The sequence below is a fragment of the Holdemania massiliensis genome (assembly GCF_022440805.1).
Taxonomy (GTDB): domain Bacteria; phylum Bacillota_I; class Bacilli_A; order Erysipelotrichales; family Erysipelotrichaceae; genus Holdemania; species Holdemania massiliensis_A.
On record NZ_JAKNTK010000001.1, the window covers coordinates 1,968,987 to 1,985,110 of the forward strand.

General features: G+C 48.1%; 14 protein-coding genes. All 14 read left to right on the plus strand.

The genetic code is table 11. The features are described from left to right. The first annotated feature begins 4 nt into the window (after positions 1 to 4). The 14 genes from MCG46_RS08980 (at position 5) to MCG46_RS09045 (ending at position 15,915) form a co-directional block, all read left to right on the plus strand. Positions 5 to 781, plus strand: coding sequence for a PTS mannose/fructose/sorbose/N-acetylgalactosamine transporter subunit IIC (locus MCG46_RS08980; protein WP_020223427.1), 777 nt, complete (start codon positions 5 to 7; stop codon positions 779 to 781). Then, on the plus strand, positions 781 to 1,599 hold the full coding sequence (locus tag MCG46_RS08985) for a PTS system mannose/fructose/sorbose family transporter subunit IID (protein ID WP_240279511.1): 819 nt from the start codon (positions 781 to 783) through the stop codon (positions 1,597 to 1,599). The genes MCG46_RS08980 and MCG46_RS08985 overlap by 1 nt, the downstream gene beginning before the upstream one ends. A 165-nt stretch (positions 1,600 to 1,764) precedes the next feature. Further along, positions 1,765 to 2,580: a ChbG/HpnK family deacetylase gene (locus tag MCG46_RS08990; RefSeq protein WP_240279513.1), complete on the plus strand. Its 816-nt coding sequence runs from the start codon at positions 1,765 to 1,767 to the stop codon at positions 2,578 to 2,580. After that, positions 2,577 to 3,410 carry a ChbG/HpnK family deacetylase gene (locus tag MCG46_RS08995; RefSeq protein WP_240279515.1) on the plus strand — a complete coding sequence of 278 codons (834 nt, stop codon included), beginning with the start codon at positions 2,577 to 2,579 and terminating at the stop codon, positions 3,408 to 3,410. The genes MCG46_RS08990 and MCG46_RS08995 overlap by 4 nt, the downstream gene beginning before the upstream one ends. Before the next feature lie 42 nt (positions 3,411 to 3,452). Next, positions 3,453 to 4,643: an N-acetylglucosamine-6-phosphate deacetylase gene (locus MCG46_RS09000; protein ID WP_240279516.1), complete on the plus strand. Its 1,191-nt coding sequence runs from the start codon at positions 3,453 to 3,455 to the stop codon at positions 4,641 to 4,643. Between the two features lie 22 nt (positions 4,644 to 4,665). Beyond that, positions 4,666 to 6,054, plus strand: a complete 1,389-nt coding sequence (locus MCG46_RS09005) for an MATE family efflux transporter (RefSeq protein ID WP_240279517.1) — start codon at positions 4,666 to 4,668, stop codon at positions 6,052 to 6,054. Continuing rightward, positions 6,047 to 6,664: a hypothetical protein gene (locus tag MCG46_RS09010; RefSeq protein WP_240279518.1), complete on the plus strand. Its 618-nt coding sequence runs from the start codon at positions 6,047 to 6,049 to the stop codon at positions 6,662 to 6,664. Before MCG46_RS09005 ends, MCG46_RS09010 begins: the two co-directional genes overlap by 8 nt. 360 nt (positions 6,665 to 7,024) lie before the next feature. Then, positions 7,025 to 9,022, plus strand: a complete 1,998-nt coding sequence (locus tag MCG46_RS09015; RefSeq protein ID WP_240279519.1) for an alpha/beta hydrolase family protein — start codon at positions 7,025 to 7,027, stop codon at positions 9,020 to 9,022. Continuing rightward, entirely contained in the window at positions 9,023 to 11,014 is a 1,992-nt protein-coding gene (locus tag MCG46_RS09020) for an alpha/beta hydrolase family protein (RefSeq protein WP_240279520.1), read from the plus strand. Then, positions 11,007 to 12,992: an alpha/beta hydrolase family protein gene (locus MCG46_RS09025; RefSeq protein WP_240279521.1), complete on the plus strand. Its 1,986-nt coding sequence runs from the start codon at positions 11,007 to 11,009 to the stop codon at positions 12,990 to 12,992. Before MCG46_RS09020 ends, MCG46_RS09025 begins: the two co-directional genes overlap by 8 nt. A gap of 83 nt (positions 12,993 to 13,075) precedes the next feature. After that, the gene (locus MCG46_RS09030) at positions 13,076 to 14,227 is read left to right on the plus strand and encodes a D-alanyl-D-alanine carboxypeptidase family protein (RefSeq protein ID WP_240279522.1); all 1,152 of its coding nucleotides are present in this window, start codon (positions 13,076 to 13,078) and stop codon (positions 14,225 to 14,227) included. Positions 14,228 to 14,442: 215 nt separating this feature from the next. Continuing rightward, on the plus strand, positions 14,443 to 14,772 hold the full coding sequence (locus tag MCG46_RS09035) for an anti-sigma factor antagonist (RefSeq protein WP_240279523.1): 330 nt from the start codon (positions 14,443 to 14,445) through the stop codon (positions 14,770 to 14,772). Continuing rightward, on the plus strand, positions 14,769 to 15,197 hold the full coding sequence (gene spoIIAB / locus MCG46_RS09040; RefSeq protein WP_020223439.1) for an anti-sigma F factor: 429 nt from the start codon (positions 14,769 to 14,771) through the stop codon (positions 15,195 to 15,197). Before MCG46_RS09035 ends, spoIIAB begins: the two co-directional genes overlap by 4 nt. After that, positions 15,190 to 15,915 carry a SigB/SigF/SigG family RNA polymerase sigma factor gene (locus MCG46_RS09045; RefSeq protein ID WP_240279524.1) on the plus strand — a complete coding sequence of 242 codons (726 nt, stop codon included), beginning with the start codon at positions 15,190 to 15,192 and terminating at the stop codon, positions 15,913 to 15,915. The genes spoIIAB and MCG46_RS09045 overlap by 8 nt, the downstream gene beginning before the upstream one ends. Positions 15,916 to 16,124: the final 209 nt, after the last annotated feature.

Here is a 16,124-nt window from a genome sequence, read left to right on the forward strand (position 1 = left end):
TACGATGTTAATCGCTGCATTGAAACTCAGTGTTCTTTACTGGCTCTTAGGAATTTTGGATACTGCTGCCCTGGGCTGGCAGGCGCTGACCCGTCCAATCGTTATCTGTCCTTTGGTAGGCATTCTGTTAGGGGATGTAACGACGGGCTGCATTCTGGGAGCTTCATTGGAATCTTTGTTTATGGGGATTTCAGCGATCGGCGGCTCGATTCCGGCCGATGCCACAACGACCAGCTATGTTGCAACAGCCTTTGTTATTCTGACCGGGGCTGACATTGAATCGGCTGTGGCCATTGCGATGCCAATCGGCACGGTTCTGGCTTCAGTCACGATGCTTCCGTATGGCTTATTCTCACCGGTTCAGGGCTTTTTTACAAAACTATTGCAGGAAGATAAAGTCAGGCAGTATGAAATTGCCGTCTGGATCTTTACGTTTATTTCGCCGCTGCTCAACACCGTCATTCTGTTCGGCTGCATTTACTTCGGCGTTGACGCACTGCAGCTGGCGATCGCATCTTTGCCAGCCTGGGTTATGACCGGTCTGGGTGCGGTCAGTTCCATGGCGCTGGCTGTTGGCTTTGCAATTCTGACGTCGCAGATTATGAACAAGGAAACTGTAATTTGGTTCTTTGTGGGCTTTGTTTTAGTAAAATATGTCAGTCTGGATACCGTCGCGGTTGCGGTTATCGGCGCTGCTGTTGCGATTACGATCTTCTTGCTGGAAAAGAAAATCATTGAAAACAAAGGCAAACCAGAAAGCAAAGAGGAGGAATTCTTCTGATGAAAAATACATTGATCAGTGAAAATGATAAAAAGCTGCTTCGCAAAGTTGAAATTCGGTCACACACGTGCTTTTTGGCGGCTACGATGGTCAACATGGAAGGCAACGGATTCACCTTCTCCTTAATTCCTGCGATAGAAGAGATCTATAAAGATGATCCGGAAGGGAAGAAAGAAGCCTATACCCGGCATCAGCAGTTTTTTAACACCCATGCCGTACCGTTTTCGTTTATTGTCGGTTTGGCCTGGGCGATGGAAAAGGAAAAGAAGGAAAAGGGATCGGTCGATGCAGAAACCATTTCCAGTGTTAAATCAGCGCTGATGGGACCGACGGCCGGCATGTTTGACAACTTATTCTTTAACTGTCTGCGCATCATCGCCGCCGGCATTGGCATCGGCTTAGCCCAGCAGGGAAATATCTTAGGCATGGTTATGTTTATTCTGATCTATGGCGTGCCGCAGTCGATCATTAAAATGTGGTTCTGCCGGTTAGGCTACACGTACGGCACAGCGTTTATTGACATGATGTTCAGTACCGGATTAATGGCCAGCTTTACCAAAGCGGCATCCATATTGGGCATTATGATGGTTGGAGCAATGACTGCCCAAATGGTCTATGTTCCGCTGAATCTGATTCTGCATATCGGTCCTGCAACCTTGGAGGTAGCGCCGGTGCTGGATGCCATCTTCCCAGGATTTATGAGCATCGCTTTGTTATTCGGATATGTGGCATTGATTAAAAAGGGCTGGAAGCCGATCAATCTGATCTTGTTAACGATGGTGATTGGCCTATTGGGCGCTTTAATTCATATCTTCTAATCAGATAGAACAGAGAGCGCAAGCGAAGGGATTGCAGTTTCTACGATTCCAATGCGCTCTCTGTTTGTTCATTTGACATTAAACGGACAAAGAAATCTTAGAAAAACGAATCTTCCAACAGGATCGTATTCGTTGCAATAACTTATAAAAAGGAGAAAAAAGAGAATGAAATTACTCGTTCAGGGAGATGATTACGGCTTCACAAAAGGTGTCATGTGGGGCATGCTGGAAGGAATTGATCATGGTGTTTTGACCTGCAGCGGCTTGTTTGCGAATGTCCCGAATGCAGAATTGGCGGCGGCTCAAATGCGGCTGCGGCCGGATTTTTGCTGGGGTATTGATTTCAATTTGGTTGCGGGGCCCTGCTGTGCCGATCCGAAAAAAATTCCGCATTTCGTCGATGCTTCCGGCAACTTTATCCGCTCCAACATCACGGTTAAAGATCCACGCTGGCAAAGTGAAGCCGGAAGGCGGGAAATGTTCCCTTATGAGGAATGTTATTTGGAAGTCCGTGCGCAGTTTGATCGGTATGTTCAGCTGGTAGGGAAAAAGCCAGGTTATCTGAACGGTCACTCCATCAACCATGAAAACCTGACTGAGGCAATCCGACAGCTGTCCAAAGAGGAGAAGATTCCTTATACCAATGACATACTTCAGGAATTCAATTTTGTATGGGCTGTTGATATCAGCGGCAACGAAGCGACAACGGCAAAAGTTTTTGATCCGATGAATCAGGTCAACCGTAATCCGCTGAAATTTTTTATGGATCACGCCGAGGAATATCTGCAGCATGAGTATGTGTTTGCGGCCGGACATCCAGGTTATGTCGACGCGGAGCTGTTCTCGCAGACATCCTTGTCGATTGAACGCTGCCGGGATTTAGAAATGGTGCTTTCACCGGTGCTGAAAAAGTGGATTGATGAGAATCAGGTTGAGCTGATCAGCTATCGGGATTTAATTGAGAAAGAGGGAGAAAAATGAAACTTTTAGTTCAAGGTGATGATTACGGCTTCACCAAAGGCGTCACATACGGCATTGTTGATGCGATTGACAACGGAATCCTGACCTGTACAGGAATGTTTGCGAATATGGAAATCGCACCCTGGGCAGCAGAGTTTATTAAAGCCAGACCGGATTTTTGTTTTGGGATTGATTTCAACCTGGTCGCCGGACCTTCCTGCGCAGCAGCTGAGAAAATTCCGCATCTGGTTGATGAAAACGGCCGCTTGATTCGCTCGTCAGTGCGCATTCATGATCCACGCTGGCAAAATGAAGCAGGCCGGGCTGAACTGTTTCCTTATACGGAAGTCTATACCGAGATCAAAGCTCAGTATGACCGGTTTGTTGAACTGACAGGCCGCAAACCAGGCTATCTGAATGGTCATTCGATCGTTGCGGAAACCATGCTTAAAGCCATCCGGAAAATTGCCGATGAAGAAGATCTGCCGTTTGCCTTTGATTTCATGCAGTTCGCTTTTACAACGTTTTCACTGCCTGAGGAGGAAGACGAGAAAAACAACGCATCGGTATCGAAAGTTTTTGATGCTAAAGCCCAGCTGAAAAAAGACCCGCTGGGAAAATTTCTGAGATACAAAGAAGAAATCTTAAATCATGAATATGTCATGGCTGGCGGACATCCAGGCTATGTTGATGCGGATCTGTTCGCTTTAACATCCTTGTCGATTGAACGCTGCAAAGATTTGGAATTTGTCACTTCGCCGTTAATGAAGGCGTTTGTCCGCGAGAATCAGGTGGAGCTGATCGATTATTATGATGTAGCAAAGGCGATGAAACAGGGTTTAATCCAATAAAGTCACAGGGTGAGCTAAGAAAAACTGGGAAGGGAGAAGAATATGTATATTCGTTCAACAAGAATTATTTTGCCGCAAGGCTGCGTCAGCGGGATTCTGCATTGGGAAGCAGGAAAGATTGTTGAAATATTGGATGATCATCAGCCCGTTCCGATTGATCTCGACGTAGGGGATCATCGCATTCTGCCGGGGATTATTGATACGCACAATCATGGTACATTAGGTTATGGTGCGATGGGCTTTGAAGGCGATGTTGAGAAAGAACTTCGCGGTTATCTGAAGGGGCTGGCTTCACAGGGCGTGACTGGAGTTTTGCCGACGACGGATATTCATGGATTTGAAACAGCGGCGAAACTGGCGGATGAAGTCGTCGATGGGGCGAAAGTGCTGGGAATTCATTCAGAGGGTCCGTATCTGAACCGAGTCGGTGAGAAAGGCATAGATACCGGACATCCGGATATCTGTTTGGAAGACTTGAAGCAGATGGTCAAAAAAGCCCAAGGCAAATTAAAATTAGTAGCCTTGGCGCCGGAATTGCCTGATGCCCGGCAAGCCATTGAATATTTAACCAGCGTGAATGTGCGGACAGCCTTTGCCCACAGCAATATGATGTTTGAAGAGGCTAATGAAGCTTTCAGGTGGGGCATTACAGTATCAACGCATACCGCCAACGTCATGAGCGGAATCCATCATCGAAATATGGGCGGGCTTGGCGCCTGTCTGTTAAACGACAGTTTATTTAATGAAGTGATCTGCGATGGGAAACATATCTGCAATGCAATGCTGGAGCTGATGTTTCGGATGAAGCGGGATCCGTATAATCATTTTCTGCTGGTTTCGGATTGCTCCAATTTATCAGGCGCGCCCGTCGGCAAGTACAGAATGATGGAAGGCTTCCCGGAGGTCAACATTACAGCGGACGGTTATTGTTTATCGGATACCGGACGGCTGTGCGGTTCAACGATGCCGGTGCTGAAAGGCATTCAGAATCTTGTAGAAAACGTCGGTATTGCGATGAAATATGCAACTCAGATGGCGAGCCGGAATCCAGCAATTGTATATGGATATCCCAATAAAGGAGTTCTGGAAGCCGGGAAGGATGCGGATCTGATCGTCATTGATGATCAATATCGCTGTCTGTTTACGTTTGTTGAAGGCCGATGTGTTTACGATCGGCAGCGTGAAGGTGATGTTTTCAATCAGGAATTTTTATTAACTCATCGCATCGTCTAGCTGAAGCGGAGATGAAAAGACCATGAAAGCGGATACTTATGTATTAGAACAGGAAAAGATTGGGACGGCGATGATCCGGCTTGCCGCTCCTTCTGTCATGGTTTCCGTGATCTCACTGATCTATGAACTGATCAATTCCTTTTATATCGGACAACTAAACAACACTGCGATGCTGGCATCGATTTCGCTCTCTGCAACACTGACCCTATTGATTACGAAAATTGGGGAAGCGGTTGGGATTGGTGCGGCCAGTTATCTGGGCCGACAGCTGGGCGCAAAGCAGGAACATGTGACTTATGAGATAGTCCGGACGACACTTTCTTTTGTTGCCTTGTTCTCAATTTTGTTTACCTTGGCGGCGCTGCTGATCTTAAATCCATACATTACCTGGCAGACGATGGATCCGGCAGTGATTCATTATGGCCGCTTGTATGGAGGGATCATGATCCTTTTTGCAGGCTGTACCTCATTGTATACAGCCTGCATTCAGCTGTTTCGAGCTGTCGGAGATGTAAAATATCCTATGATCGTGATGGGAGTCAGCGTGATTCTGAATATCATTTTGGACCCGCTGCTGATGTTTGATTTCGGTTTGGGTTTAGGCGTTGTCGGCGCTGCGATTGCCAGTGCCGCAGCGCAGCTGTCAGCTTTGATGCTCTGCTTGTATCGTTTAGCTGCGAAGAAGACGGCGCTCAGTTGGAATTTGTTTGATTTTCATATTGAATGGACCATGATTCGTGAGATTTTCTCCGTTGGTTTTGCGGTCTATATGCGGAATTTAATGTCCAGCCTGGCGATCCTGGTTTTCACCAAAGTTGTATTTATCTATGGCGTTGACTTTGCGGCGGGCTGTAATGTTGGAAAGTTTACGATGTATTTTGTCAATTTCTTTATACAGGGCGTAGCCAATGGTTATCTGCCGCTAGCTTCGTTTACTTATGGAGCAAGAAATTATCAGCGGCTGTGGGATGCGGTTGTATGGAATATCCGAATTCTGACGGGTTACAGCTTCGCTGCAATCATCCTGGTTGGAATGTTCGCGGAACCCTTTGTCGGTCTTTTTACAGGCGGAAAAATGGCCGGAATCTACGGCGCTCAGTATTTAAAAGCATACAACTGGTCACTGCCGGTTTATTCCATTTATTACATGATTACGATCACGCTGCAGGCTGCGGGAAAAGGCAGGGAATCAATGATTCTGTCGCTGTTTCGGCAGGGAATTATTTATGTTCCGCTGTTAATTCTGCTTTCGCAGACATTGGGGCAGAATGGGGTGTTTTATGCTCAGCCCTGCGCCGACTGGATTACGGTTTTGACAGCGTTGTTTCTTTCACGGTCTTTAATTCATGAAATTATTGTGGGAAAGGAGAAGCAGAAGCTGAAAGCTTTTGTCAAAGAACGTCATGTTTAAACTGATCATTATTTCTATTATTCTTGGTTTATTTGTTCTGTCCATCGTGATACCCAAACGCATGCGCAGCCAGCTTGCTGAACAACTGTCAAACGCCCTGCTTAAACGGGATTTTGATCAGTTTGATCAGCTGATCGAAAAGCGGGCTGTCCGTTTTGTCTTCGATCCTTTCAATGTGGACTTCATGAAATTAAATGCCGCACTGGTTAAAGGAGACCCGATTGAAATTGATCAGCGGTTTGCAGGCTTTGACCAATGCCGGCTCAGTGATAAACAGAAGGAAGCCGTTTATTACAATGCTTTTTATTATTATGTTTCCCGCAAGGATAAAGCAAAAGTAAAACAGTATGGAAATCAACTGCTGAATTTGTCAACGTGTACAGAAAAATTGAAAGCTGAGATTAAGAAATACTATGCGGTGATGATCGATCATGCTTATGCAGATATAAAACAGGATTTAGATCGGTTGGATCAGCTGACAGAGGAAGAAAAAGCTAAAGCGGAATTCTTAATTTCAAAGATGTATGAAAATCAAGGCGATGAGAGAAAAGCAAAAGAATATCTGAATCGTTCATTGACGCATCTGCATCCGAACAATTCGCAATCCTAAGTTTTTCTTCAATCCTTTAATCCAAGTCTGCAAAGAAGATCAAAAATAATGGACTTAAATTATATCTCAGGTTTTATATTCCTGGATAAAGTCGGCATAAAAAACGAATGGAACCGTATACGACAAAGCAGCTTGCTTGATCGTGCGGTTCTTTTGTTATGAAGCCGTAAGCTAAACTGAAATGGATACGGCTGGGAAGAACTGTGGGGTTTGCCTGAGAAGTCAAAAAAGAGGACATCAAAGAAAAAAACATAATGTAACAAAATGAAAAGAGTTGAAAGTAAATGAAGAAAAAATGAAAACCAGCGGAAAATCAGAAACAAACATGATATACTAATACCATATTTTGGGGGTAATGAAATGCAGAAAATCCGTTTAGATCAATTCACTGAATATCGTTTTTGTTCCAATCTACAAGCCAGTCCGCAAGCTGAAACCGCAGCGTTTGTCATGACGCAGGCCAATGCGAATAACGGTTATGACAATCATCTGTGGCTGTTGGAAAATCAAACCGTACGGCAGCTGACCTCGTTTAATGAATCCAATTATATCTGGGAGGATGAACAGACCCTGCTGTTCGTTTCCCTGCGTGATTCAAAAGATAAGGAAGCATTGGCCGCAGGGGAGGAACGCACGGTCTTTTACCGTCTGAACATTCATCAGGGTGAAGCACAAAAGGCGTTTACGATTCCATATACCGTTACCGGTTTTAAGAAGATGTGTGATGGGAAACTGCTTTTGATTATTCGCTATCACCAGGTGTATTCCCGGCTGGCTGAATTGGCGGAGGAAGAAAAGAAAGCCCTGTTAAAAAAGAAAAAAGAAGAACAAGATTATCAGATTGTCAGCGAGTCGCCGTATTATTTTGATGGAGCGGGATTTACGAACGGCCTGCGCAATCGACTGGCTGTTTATGATCCGATAAAGGAAACTGTTGATTTTCTGACCGCGCCCACCTTTGCGGTGTCCGGCTTCGATCTTGACGCAGACACAAACCGCGTTGTTTTCTGGGGTGCGGAGTTTGCGGCGGTGAAGGAAGTCAAAGACGGTCTGTATGTTTACAATCTCAATGACAAAAAAATGAGCTGCCTGATCGAACCGGGGAAGATGCAGATCAGTTTTGCGCATTGGCGCAAAAACGGCATTCTGTGTGCGATGAGCGACGGTGTTCGCTATGGTGCCGGGGAAACACCGAAGCTGTTTTTGATTGATCCGCAGACGAAAGCGCAGACGCTGCTGAATGACAATGATGCTACCTTCGGCAATGCCGTCGGAACAGACTGCGCGTTTGGTGCCAGTTCCACAAGAAAGGTGGCCGGCGAGGATTTCTATGCGGTGATGACCGATGCCGATCATACGCCGCTGGTTCAATTTGACAAGCAGGGTGAGCGCCGGATCGTTTTGCCGTTTGACGGCGCGATCTTCGGTTTTGATCTGCAGGGAGATACCGCCTATTTGATTGCGATGAAAGACATGCAGCTGCAGGAAATTTATCAGGCAGATCTGAAAACCGGCGAGCTGGTGCAGTGCTCGCATTTCAATCAGGCGACGCTGCAGGATCATTACGTAGCCTTGCCTGAGCGGTTGGATTATGCCGAAACTCCGGATCGGTTATGGGGCTGGGTGCTGAAACCGAAGGATTATGATCCATCAAAGACCTATCCGGCAATTCTGGATATTCATGGCGGTCCGCGCGCTGCCTATGGCCCCATTTTCTATCATGAAATGCAGCTGTGGGCGAATGAGGGTTATTTTGTCTTTTTCTGCAACGTGCATGGTTCGGATGGCCGCGGTGATGCCTTTGCGGATCTGCGCGGTAAATTTGGCACGATTGACTTTGACGATTTCATGCAGTTTACCGATGCGGTGCTTAAGGCTTATCCGCAGATTGATCCGAACCGGATCGGCGTCACCGGCGGCAGTTACGGCGGTTATATGACCAACTGGATCATCGGCCATACCGACCGTTTTGTCTGTGCAGCATCGCAACGTTCGATTTCTAACTGGGTTTCTGAGAACATGGTGTCGGATATCGGTTTTTCATTCGGTAATGATCAGATGGATGCAACGCCGTGGAGTGATGTGAATAAAATCTGGGATCAATCCCCGTTAAAAGCGGCGAATCATTGCGTTACGCCGACGTTGTTTATCCATTCCTTTGAAGATTACCGCTGTCCGATTCAGGAAGGCATGCAGATGTATAATGCGCTTGTCCATCATGGCGTCCAAGCGCGGATGTGCCTGTTTAAAGGGGAGAGTCACGGCCTGAGCCGCGGCGGCAAACCGCTGCATCGGATTCGCCGGCTGCAGGAGATAACCGATTGGATGAATCAGTTCTGTAAGAAAGAGGAGAATTAAATGATGAAGAAAGTAACGATTGATTTTTTTGATCAGGCGCATTTTTTATCCAACTTGAAAGCCGCTCCGGATGGGTCGTGCGCTGCCTATCTGGAATGCCAGTGCCGGGATAAGGGCTATGCGAAAAGTTTGTTTCTTCATGATGGGAAAAAGAATCGGCGTTTGAGCAGTGAAGGCGTAATTGATTATGTCTGGGAAGACAGCCAAACGTTGTTGTTCTCAGCATATCATCGTCCCGGGCAGAAAGAAGCTTCCCCTTATGGTGAACAGACCGACCTGTATCGGATGAAAACAAATGGCGGGGAAGCGCAGTTTGTAATTAGTCTGCCGCTGGCGATTGAACAGATGGAAAAACTGCAGGATGATCAGCTTCTTGTGACTGCGCAGATCCGCAAGGATTGTCCGGATTTCGCTCTGCTCAGTGAAAAGGAACGGGAATCGGTCATGGCGCAGCGCAAAGCGGAGGAAGACTATCAGGTTGTTGCAGAATCGCCGTTTGTGCTGGATGGCAGCGGTTTTATCGAGGGTACGCGCAGCCGGCTGTTTTTGGTTAATTTATTCGATGGAAAGATTGAAGCTCTGAGCGAACCGCTCGAATCGGTCAGTCAGTTTACCTGCGCTGCGGGTCAGGTTTTGATGAGTGTCAAGCAGTTTGACGTTGTGCGGGGAGAACAGGATGGCTTAGTTTGTCTGGATCTTGAAAGCCGCCGGCGCCGCTGTCTGATTCCGCAGGGACAGCTGCGAATCCGTCAGATCGGCTGGCGTCAGGGAAAGGCTGTCTTCTTCGCTTCTGAAAATAAAACGTTTGGCACAACGGGAAATCCGAAGCTTTATCAGCTTGATTTGCAGACCGGCCAACGTTCTTGCCTGCTTGATACCCAAGAGCATATCGGATCCAGTGCGGTGATGACGGATGTCATATACGGCTCAGGCCGGCAGGTTTTGTTTGCGGAAGAGGCAATTCTGGCTGTGCATACCGATCGGTATGCGGATGAAATTCTAAGCATCAGTGAAGCCGGCTGTGCTGAGGTTCTGCGCTGGCCGGGAGCGGTGCAGGCGATTGAAAAGGTGGGCGATCAGCTGTGGCTGATCGGCTTAAAAGACCAGAATTTGCAGGAGCTGTATTGTTGGGATGCACCATCGAATTCCTTTCACCCACTGACGCATTTTCATGATGCGTTAATGGCGGAAACCGAAGTGGCCAAGCCGGAACATTTTGTGCTGGACCGCAATGGCTATGCGCTGGATGGCTGGATTTTAAAGCCGGTTGATTTTGATCAAACACGCCGTTATCCGGCAATTCTGGATATCCATGGCGGACCGAAAACAGCCTATGGCGAAGTGTTCTTCCATGAGATGCAATATTGGGCTGCCCGCGGATATCTCGTCTTCTTCTGCAATCCGACCGGATCGGACGGCAAGGGCGATACTTTTGCCGATCTGCGCGGACGGTATGGTCAGATCGATTATGAGGATCTGATGGCCTTCACCGATGCGGTGTTGGAACGGGTGCCGCAGATCGACTGCCATCGGATCGGGGTGACCGGCGGCAGTTACGGCGGCTACATGACCAACTGGATTATCGGTCATACCGACCGCTTTGCCGCGGCGGCCAGTCAGCGCAGCATTGCCAACTGGGTGTCGATGATCGGAACCGATGACTGCGGCTTTACCTTTGACACGGATCAAATGGATGCCGATCCATGGAAGGACATGTTAAAAATCTGGGATCAGTCGCCGCTGCAGTTTGCCGACAAAGTTAAAACACCGACGGTCTTCATTCATTCGTTTGAAGATTACAGCTGCCCGATTCAGGAAGGCATGCAGATGTATAATGCGATTGTGCATCACGGCGTACCGGCACGGATGTGTTTGTTCAAAGGGGAAAGCCATGGCTTAAGCCGGATTGGCAAACGCCATCATCGGATTCGCCGGATTCAGGAGATGACGGATTGGTTCGATCATTATCTCAAGGAGAACGCGGATGCATAAAATTACAATAGATCATTTTCAGCGTGTGCAGTTTCTTTCTGCAATCGCGCTTTCACCTGCAGGTCAGCCGGCCTGGGTTGGGACGAAGATCCATGATGATGCTTATGTAAGCCTGCTGTATATCCTGGATCAGGATCAGCCGAAATGCTTAACCCAGGGGCATGAAAGTCTGTTTATTTGGGATGATGATCAAACCTTGCTGTTTGCTTCCAGCCGTGGGGAGAAACCTCAGCCGGAAGCGGAGACGACAACCTTTTACCGCATCCGCACCGACGGCGGAGAAGCGGTTTCGGCATTTACGCTGCCGCTTCGGGTTCGGGAGATTCAGATTGTGAAACGCGGCCTGTATGTCCTGACGGCGCAGATTGATTTAGCCGCCCCGGATTATTGGAGGATGAATGAGGAACAGCGGGAAGCTGTGCATGCAAAGCGAAAAGCTGAAGCGGATTATCAGATCGTCAGCGAGCAGCCGTATTATCAGGATGGCGCCGGCTATACCAACGGTCTGCGCCGACGCCTCTTTCTGTATCAGGAAGATCAGGATCGTCTCATTCCGCTGTGCGATCCGCAGTTTCATGCTTCCCATGCACTGCTCAGTCCCAATCGCAAAGAACTGTTGGTTTCCGGAGCGCCGTTTGTTGCCGTCCGCCAACCGAAGGAAGGGCTGTATGGAATTGATTTGGACAGTCAAATAATGCAGTGTTTGCTTTCGCCGGGACAGTTTGCCATCGCGGAGATGCAATGGCTCTCAGACGATCAGATGCTTGTGGCGATGAGTGATCAGAAACGTTACGGCGCCGTTGAAAATCCTTATTTTTATCGGCTTGACCAGCAGACAGGACAGCTTGAGCTGATCTGTGAAAATGAAGAAAGTCTGGGCAGCGCAGTCGGCAGCGATTGTCAATATGGTTCAGGAAAGCAGTCGCAGCAGCATTCCCTGGGCTTTCTCAGCGTGCATACATTAGGCCATACAGATGAAATCCAATGTCTGAAAGCAGACGGAACTTGGCAGTCCCTCGTTCAGATTGACGGTTCGATTCAGGCGATGGCAGCGGATGAGGACAAGCTGTGGATGATTGCCATGGAACATCAGAATCTGCCGGAAGTCTTTTGCTTTGATTTGAAAACAAAACAGAATCGCCAGGTTACAGCCTTTAATTCGTCTGTGCTGAAGGATTGTTATGTAGCCCAACCGGAAGCTCTGCGGATTCCGGCAGGGGATTTTCAGGTGGACGGCTGGGTTCTGAAGCCGATGGATTACGATCCGAACCAGAAGTATCCGGCTATTCTCAATATCCACGGTGGTCCGAAAGCTGCCTATGGCACGGTGTTCTTTCACGAAATGCAGTATTGGGCCAGTCAGGGCTATTTTGTCCTGTTCTGCAATCCGCGCGGTTCCAACGGCAAGGGCAATGCTTTCGCGGAACTGCGCGGACTGTACGGTACGATTGACTACGACGATTTGATGAACTTCACGGATGCCGTTTTGGCAAAGTTTCCGGCGATTGACGCGAAGCGGATCGGCGTCACCGGCGGCAGTTACGGCGGCTATATGACGAACTGGATGATCGGTCATACTGATCGTTTCGCCGCTGCGGCCAGCCAGCGCAGCATCGCCAACTGGGTATCCTTAATCTGTTACGCGGATATCGGATTTACCTTTGACAACGATCAGATGGGAGCGGATCCCTGGAGCGACGTGCAGAAGGTGTGGGATCAATCTCCGCTGCAGTATGCCGACAAGGCGAAAACGCCGACGCTGTTCATCCATTCGTTTGAGGACTACCGCTGTCTTGTGCAGGAAGGCATGCAGATGTATAACGCCCTTGTTCACCATGGCGTCGAAGCCCGCATGTGTCTGTTCAAGGGTGAAAGCCATGGCCTGAGCCGGATTGGCAAGCCATCACACCGGGTGCGGCGGATACAGGAAATCACAGCCTGGATGGACCGTTGGTGCAAACCCGAAGCAGAAAATTAAAATTTTGGGAATCAGGCAGAAAAACAATCTGCCTTTTTTCATATTTTGGCCTGTTCTCCATACACTGTTAATGAGGTGTCGATATGAAAAAACTTGCCAGCATCGTGATTGCACTGTCCTTATTTCTTGTTTCCGTCCACGCGACGACCTCGCAGGGCGTCGATCTTACGCCGTCGGCGAAAGCGGCGATCCTGATCGATTATGAAACGGGACAAATTTTGTATGAAAAGAATTCCTCCGCCAAGCTGTATCCGGCTTCGATGACCAAGATGATGAGTCTTCTGCTGGTCGTGGAAGCGATTCACAGCGGGAAACTAAGCTGGGATACCGAAGTCACGGCCTCGGCCCATGCTTCTTCAATGGGCGGCTCGCAGATCTTTTTGGAGACCGGCGAGGTGATGACGGTCGAAGACCTGTATAAAGCATCCACCGTGGCCAGCGCCAATGACGCGATTGTTGCCTTGGCGGAAAAGGTTGGCGGCAGCGAAGAAAATTTTGCCGCGATGATGAATGAAAAAGCCGAGCAGCTGGGACTGGAACAGACCCATTTTGTCAACGCGACGGGACTGCATGATGACAATCATTACTCCTGCGCAAAGGATATGGCGGCGATCGGCCGGGCTCTGATCCAGGAAGGACAGGATGATATTCTGCGTTTTACTTCAACCTATGACGACTATATTCGCGCGGATACCGAAAATAAGTTCTGGCTTGTCAATACGAACAAGCTGATCCGCACCTATCAAGGAATGGACGGCTTGAAAACCGGCTATACAACTCAATCCATGTACTGCATCACCGTAACCGCCCAGCGCGAGGGCCTGCGCTTAATCGGTGTGGCGATGGGCGAGCCGACCCGCGATGTCCGCAACAGTGAAGCGTCGGCACTGTTGGACTATGGCTTCAGTACGTATGGCTATCAGATCGAAATGGAAAAGGGCACGCCGGTCACGACGATTCAAGTGGATAACGGCAAGCCGGATGAAGTTCAGTTAGTCACCAAGGAAGCCATCGGACACATTGTTGCCAAAGGATCTCAGTCTGCTTTGGTCAATACCGAGATTGTGCTGGATAAGAAAAAGGCGCCGATTCAGGCGGGAGAAACCGTCGGCCGAATCATCCTTCACTTTGAGGATGGGTCGCAGATCGGCCAGGATTTAGTGGCGGAAGAAGCCATACTGCCGCTGGATTTCATTGATATTCTCTTAAAAACCTGGAAAAAGGTGCTGTTCTGACAATTTTTGACAACCGTAGAAATCCGGGATTACCCTTAAAAAAAGCAAAATAAAAGGAAGAAAACCGCAGCTTTTCACTGCGGTTTTTGTTGTGAAAAAAGCTTAACCCAAAGTCTGTTCGGAATGAAAAGAATGTCGGATAAACACTTGTTTTAGCGGATATTTCCACAACCGAAAGGGCTTCCTTTACAATAAATGTGAAAGGAGGATGCAGTATGAAGTGCATTCATCAGGACAAGGCTTTGATCTTTGCTTTCAGCGGAGAGCTGGACAATCTGTCAATTCTTAAGATCAAGGCTGACGTAATCCGTGAAATAGATCGGGTCCAGGCACCCATAGTGAAATTTGATTTCAAGGACGTGACCTTTATCGACAGCACCGGTATTGGTTTTTTATTAGCCCGCTACAATCAGGTCCAAGGCTATCGGGGCGAGCTGATCTTAAAGAATATCTCCCCCGCTATCCGCAGGCTGTTTGCGTTGTCAGGAATTTTCCAGATCATGCGGGTGGAAAAGGAGAACGATAGAAAAGAGGTACATGTATGAACCGGATGACATTAAGCTTTGACGCCAAGCTGGAAAATGAGGCGTTTGCCCGAACCAGCGCTGTCGCTTTTTTGATGCCGCTGAATCCCACTGTCGATGAGATTATGGAGATCAAGACGATTTTGGCGGAAGCGGTGGTGAACTGCATGATCCATGGATACCAGGGCTGCGAGGAGGGGCAGGTTCGCATCAGCGTAGCGTATGATGAAACCCATCGGGTCACTATTGAAGTCCAGGATACGGGGATCGGTATTGAGGACATCACGCTGGCCCGCCAGCCATTATACACAACGCGGGCAGATCTGGAACGGTCAGGAATGGGCATGACGATCATGGAAAGTTTTTCTGATGAATTTGAGATTCAGTCCCATCCTAACCAGGGAACAACCGTCCGGCTTGTCAAGCAGCTCCAGTTTCATGAATGATCAGCAGGAATTCTTCGATCTTCTGCATCTAGCCCAGCAGGGCGACGAACAGGCCAGAGAACAGTGTGTGCTGCGCAACGTCGGACTGGTCTGGTCGATCGTCAATCGCTTTAAAACACATTCCTCAGCTCAGGATTTATTTCAGATCGGATGTCTGGGGTTAATGAAGGCGATCAACAATTTTGATACGAGCTACAATGTCATGTTTTCAACCTATGCCGTACCAATTATTCTTGGTGAAATCAAGCGCTATTTTCGTGATGAAGGGCAGATGAAGATATCCCGCTCCCTGAAAGAACGTTATCTGCAGGTTCAGAAAAGCCGCGAACATCTCGCTCAAAAACTGCAGCGGGAGCCAACCTATCGGGAAATTGGCGAGGATTTAGGGGTAGAGGAAAATGACGTCATGCTGGCGATGGAAGCCAATCAGTTTCTGGCTTCCATGGATGAAGCCTTCTATCAAAAAGATGGATCGACGATCAAGCTGGAGGATAAGGTGGAAGATCGTCATGGCGAGGATGTGCCGATGAAGCTGGCGTTAAAAAAGGAGATCGGACACTTGGAACAACGTGAACAGTATCTGATTTACCTGCGTTATGAACTGGAATATAATCAGGAAGCCATCGCTAAAAAAATGGGAATCTCCCAGGTTCAGGTATCCCGTCTGGAAAAGAAAATTCTGAATAAGCTGAAATGTAAATTGACCGAGGACGCATAAGGAGCAGACGCTCCTTTTTTTTGTGTAAGCGAAGCAGAGAAAAAGTGGGCTAATGGAGCGGGCTGGAAAGATAAGGGTTTTATTCAGAGATCCAAAAGCGCTCCGTTTAAAAGCCGTGTTTAATTCACTGGAAGCGCTGCAGGAATCCACACCTCACAAAAAACTGTAAGGGACTCCGCGGGTTTACGCTTTCAAAGGGATGCTTGCAT

What these genes read in the sequence shown, in the direction of transcription:
- MCG46_RS09015 (WP_240279519.1), top strand. Translation starts at nt 7,025, where the DNA reads ATGCAGAAAATCCGTTTAGATCAATTCACTGAATATCGTTTTTGTTCC.
- spoIIAB (WP_020223439.1), top strand. Translation starts at nt 14,769, where the DNA reads ATGAACCGGATGACATTAAGCTTTGACGCCAAGCTGGAAAATGAGGCG.
- MCG46_RS09025 (WP_240279521.1), top strand. Translation starts at nt 11,007, where the DNA reads ATGCATAAAATTACAATAGATCATTTTCAGCGTGTGCAGTTTCTTTCT.
- MCG46_RS09005 (WP_240279517.1), top strand. Translation starts at nt 4,666, where the DNA reads ATGAAAGCGGATACTTATGTATTAGAACAGGAAAAGATTGGGACGGCG.
- MCG46_RS09020 (WP_240279520.1), top strand. Translation starts at nt 9,023, where the DNA reads ATGATGAAGAAAGTAACGATTGATTTTTTTGATCAGGCGCATTTTTTA.
- MCG46_RS08980 (WP_020223427.1), top strand. Translation starts at nt 5, where the DNA reads ATGTTAATCGCTGCATTGAAACTCAGTGTTCTTTACTGGCTCTTAGGA.
- MCG46_RS09045 (WP_240279524.1), top strand. Translation starts at nt 15,190, where the DNA reads ATGAATGATCAGCAGGAATTCTTCGATCTTCTGCATCTAGCCCAGCAG.
- MCG46_RS09035 (WP_240279523.1), top strand. Translation starts at nt 14,443, where the DNA reads ATGAAGTGCATTCATCAGGACAAGGCTTTGATCTTTGCTTTCAGCGGA.
- MCG46_RS09030 (WP_240279522.1), top strand. Translation starts at nt 13,076, where the DNA reads ATGAAAAAACTTGCCAGCATCGTGATTGCACTGTCCTTATTTCTTGTT.
- MCG46_RS09010 (WP_240279518.1), top strand. Translation starts at nt 6,047, where the DNA reads ATGTTTAAACTGATCATTATTTCTATTATTCTTGGTTTATTTGTTCTG.
- MCG46_RS08990 (WP_240279513.1), top strand. Translation starts at nt 1,765, where the DNA reads ATGAAATTACTCGTTCAGGGAGATGATTACGGCTTCACAAAAGGTGTC.
- MCG46_RS08985 (WP_240279511.1), top strand. Translation starts at nt 781, where the DNA reads ATGAAAAATACATTGATCAGTGAAAATGATAAAAAGCTGCTTCGCAAA.
- MCG46_RS09000 (WP_240279516.1), top strand. Translation starts at nt 3,453, where the DNA reads ATGTATATTCGTTCAACAAGAATTATTTTGCCGCAAGGCTGCGTCAGC.
- MCG46_RS08995 (WP_240279515.1), top strand. Translation starts at nt 2,577, where the DNA reads ATGAAACTTTTAGTTCAAGGTGATGATTACGGCTTCACCAAAGGCGTC.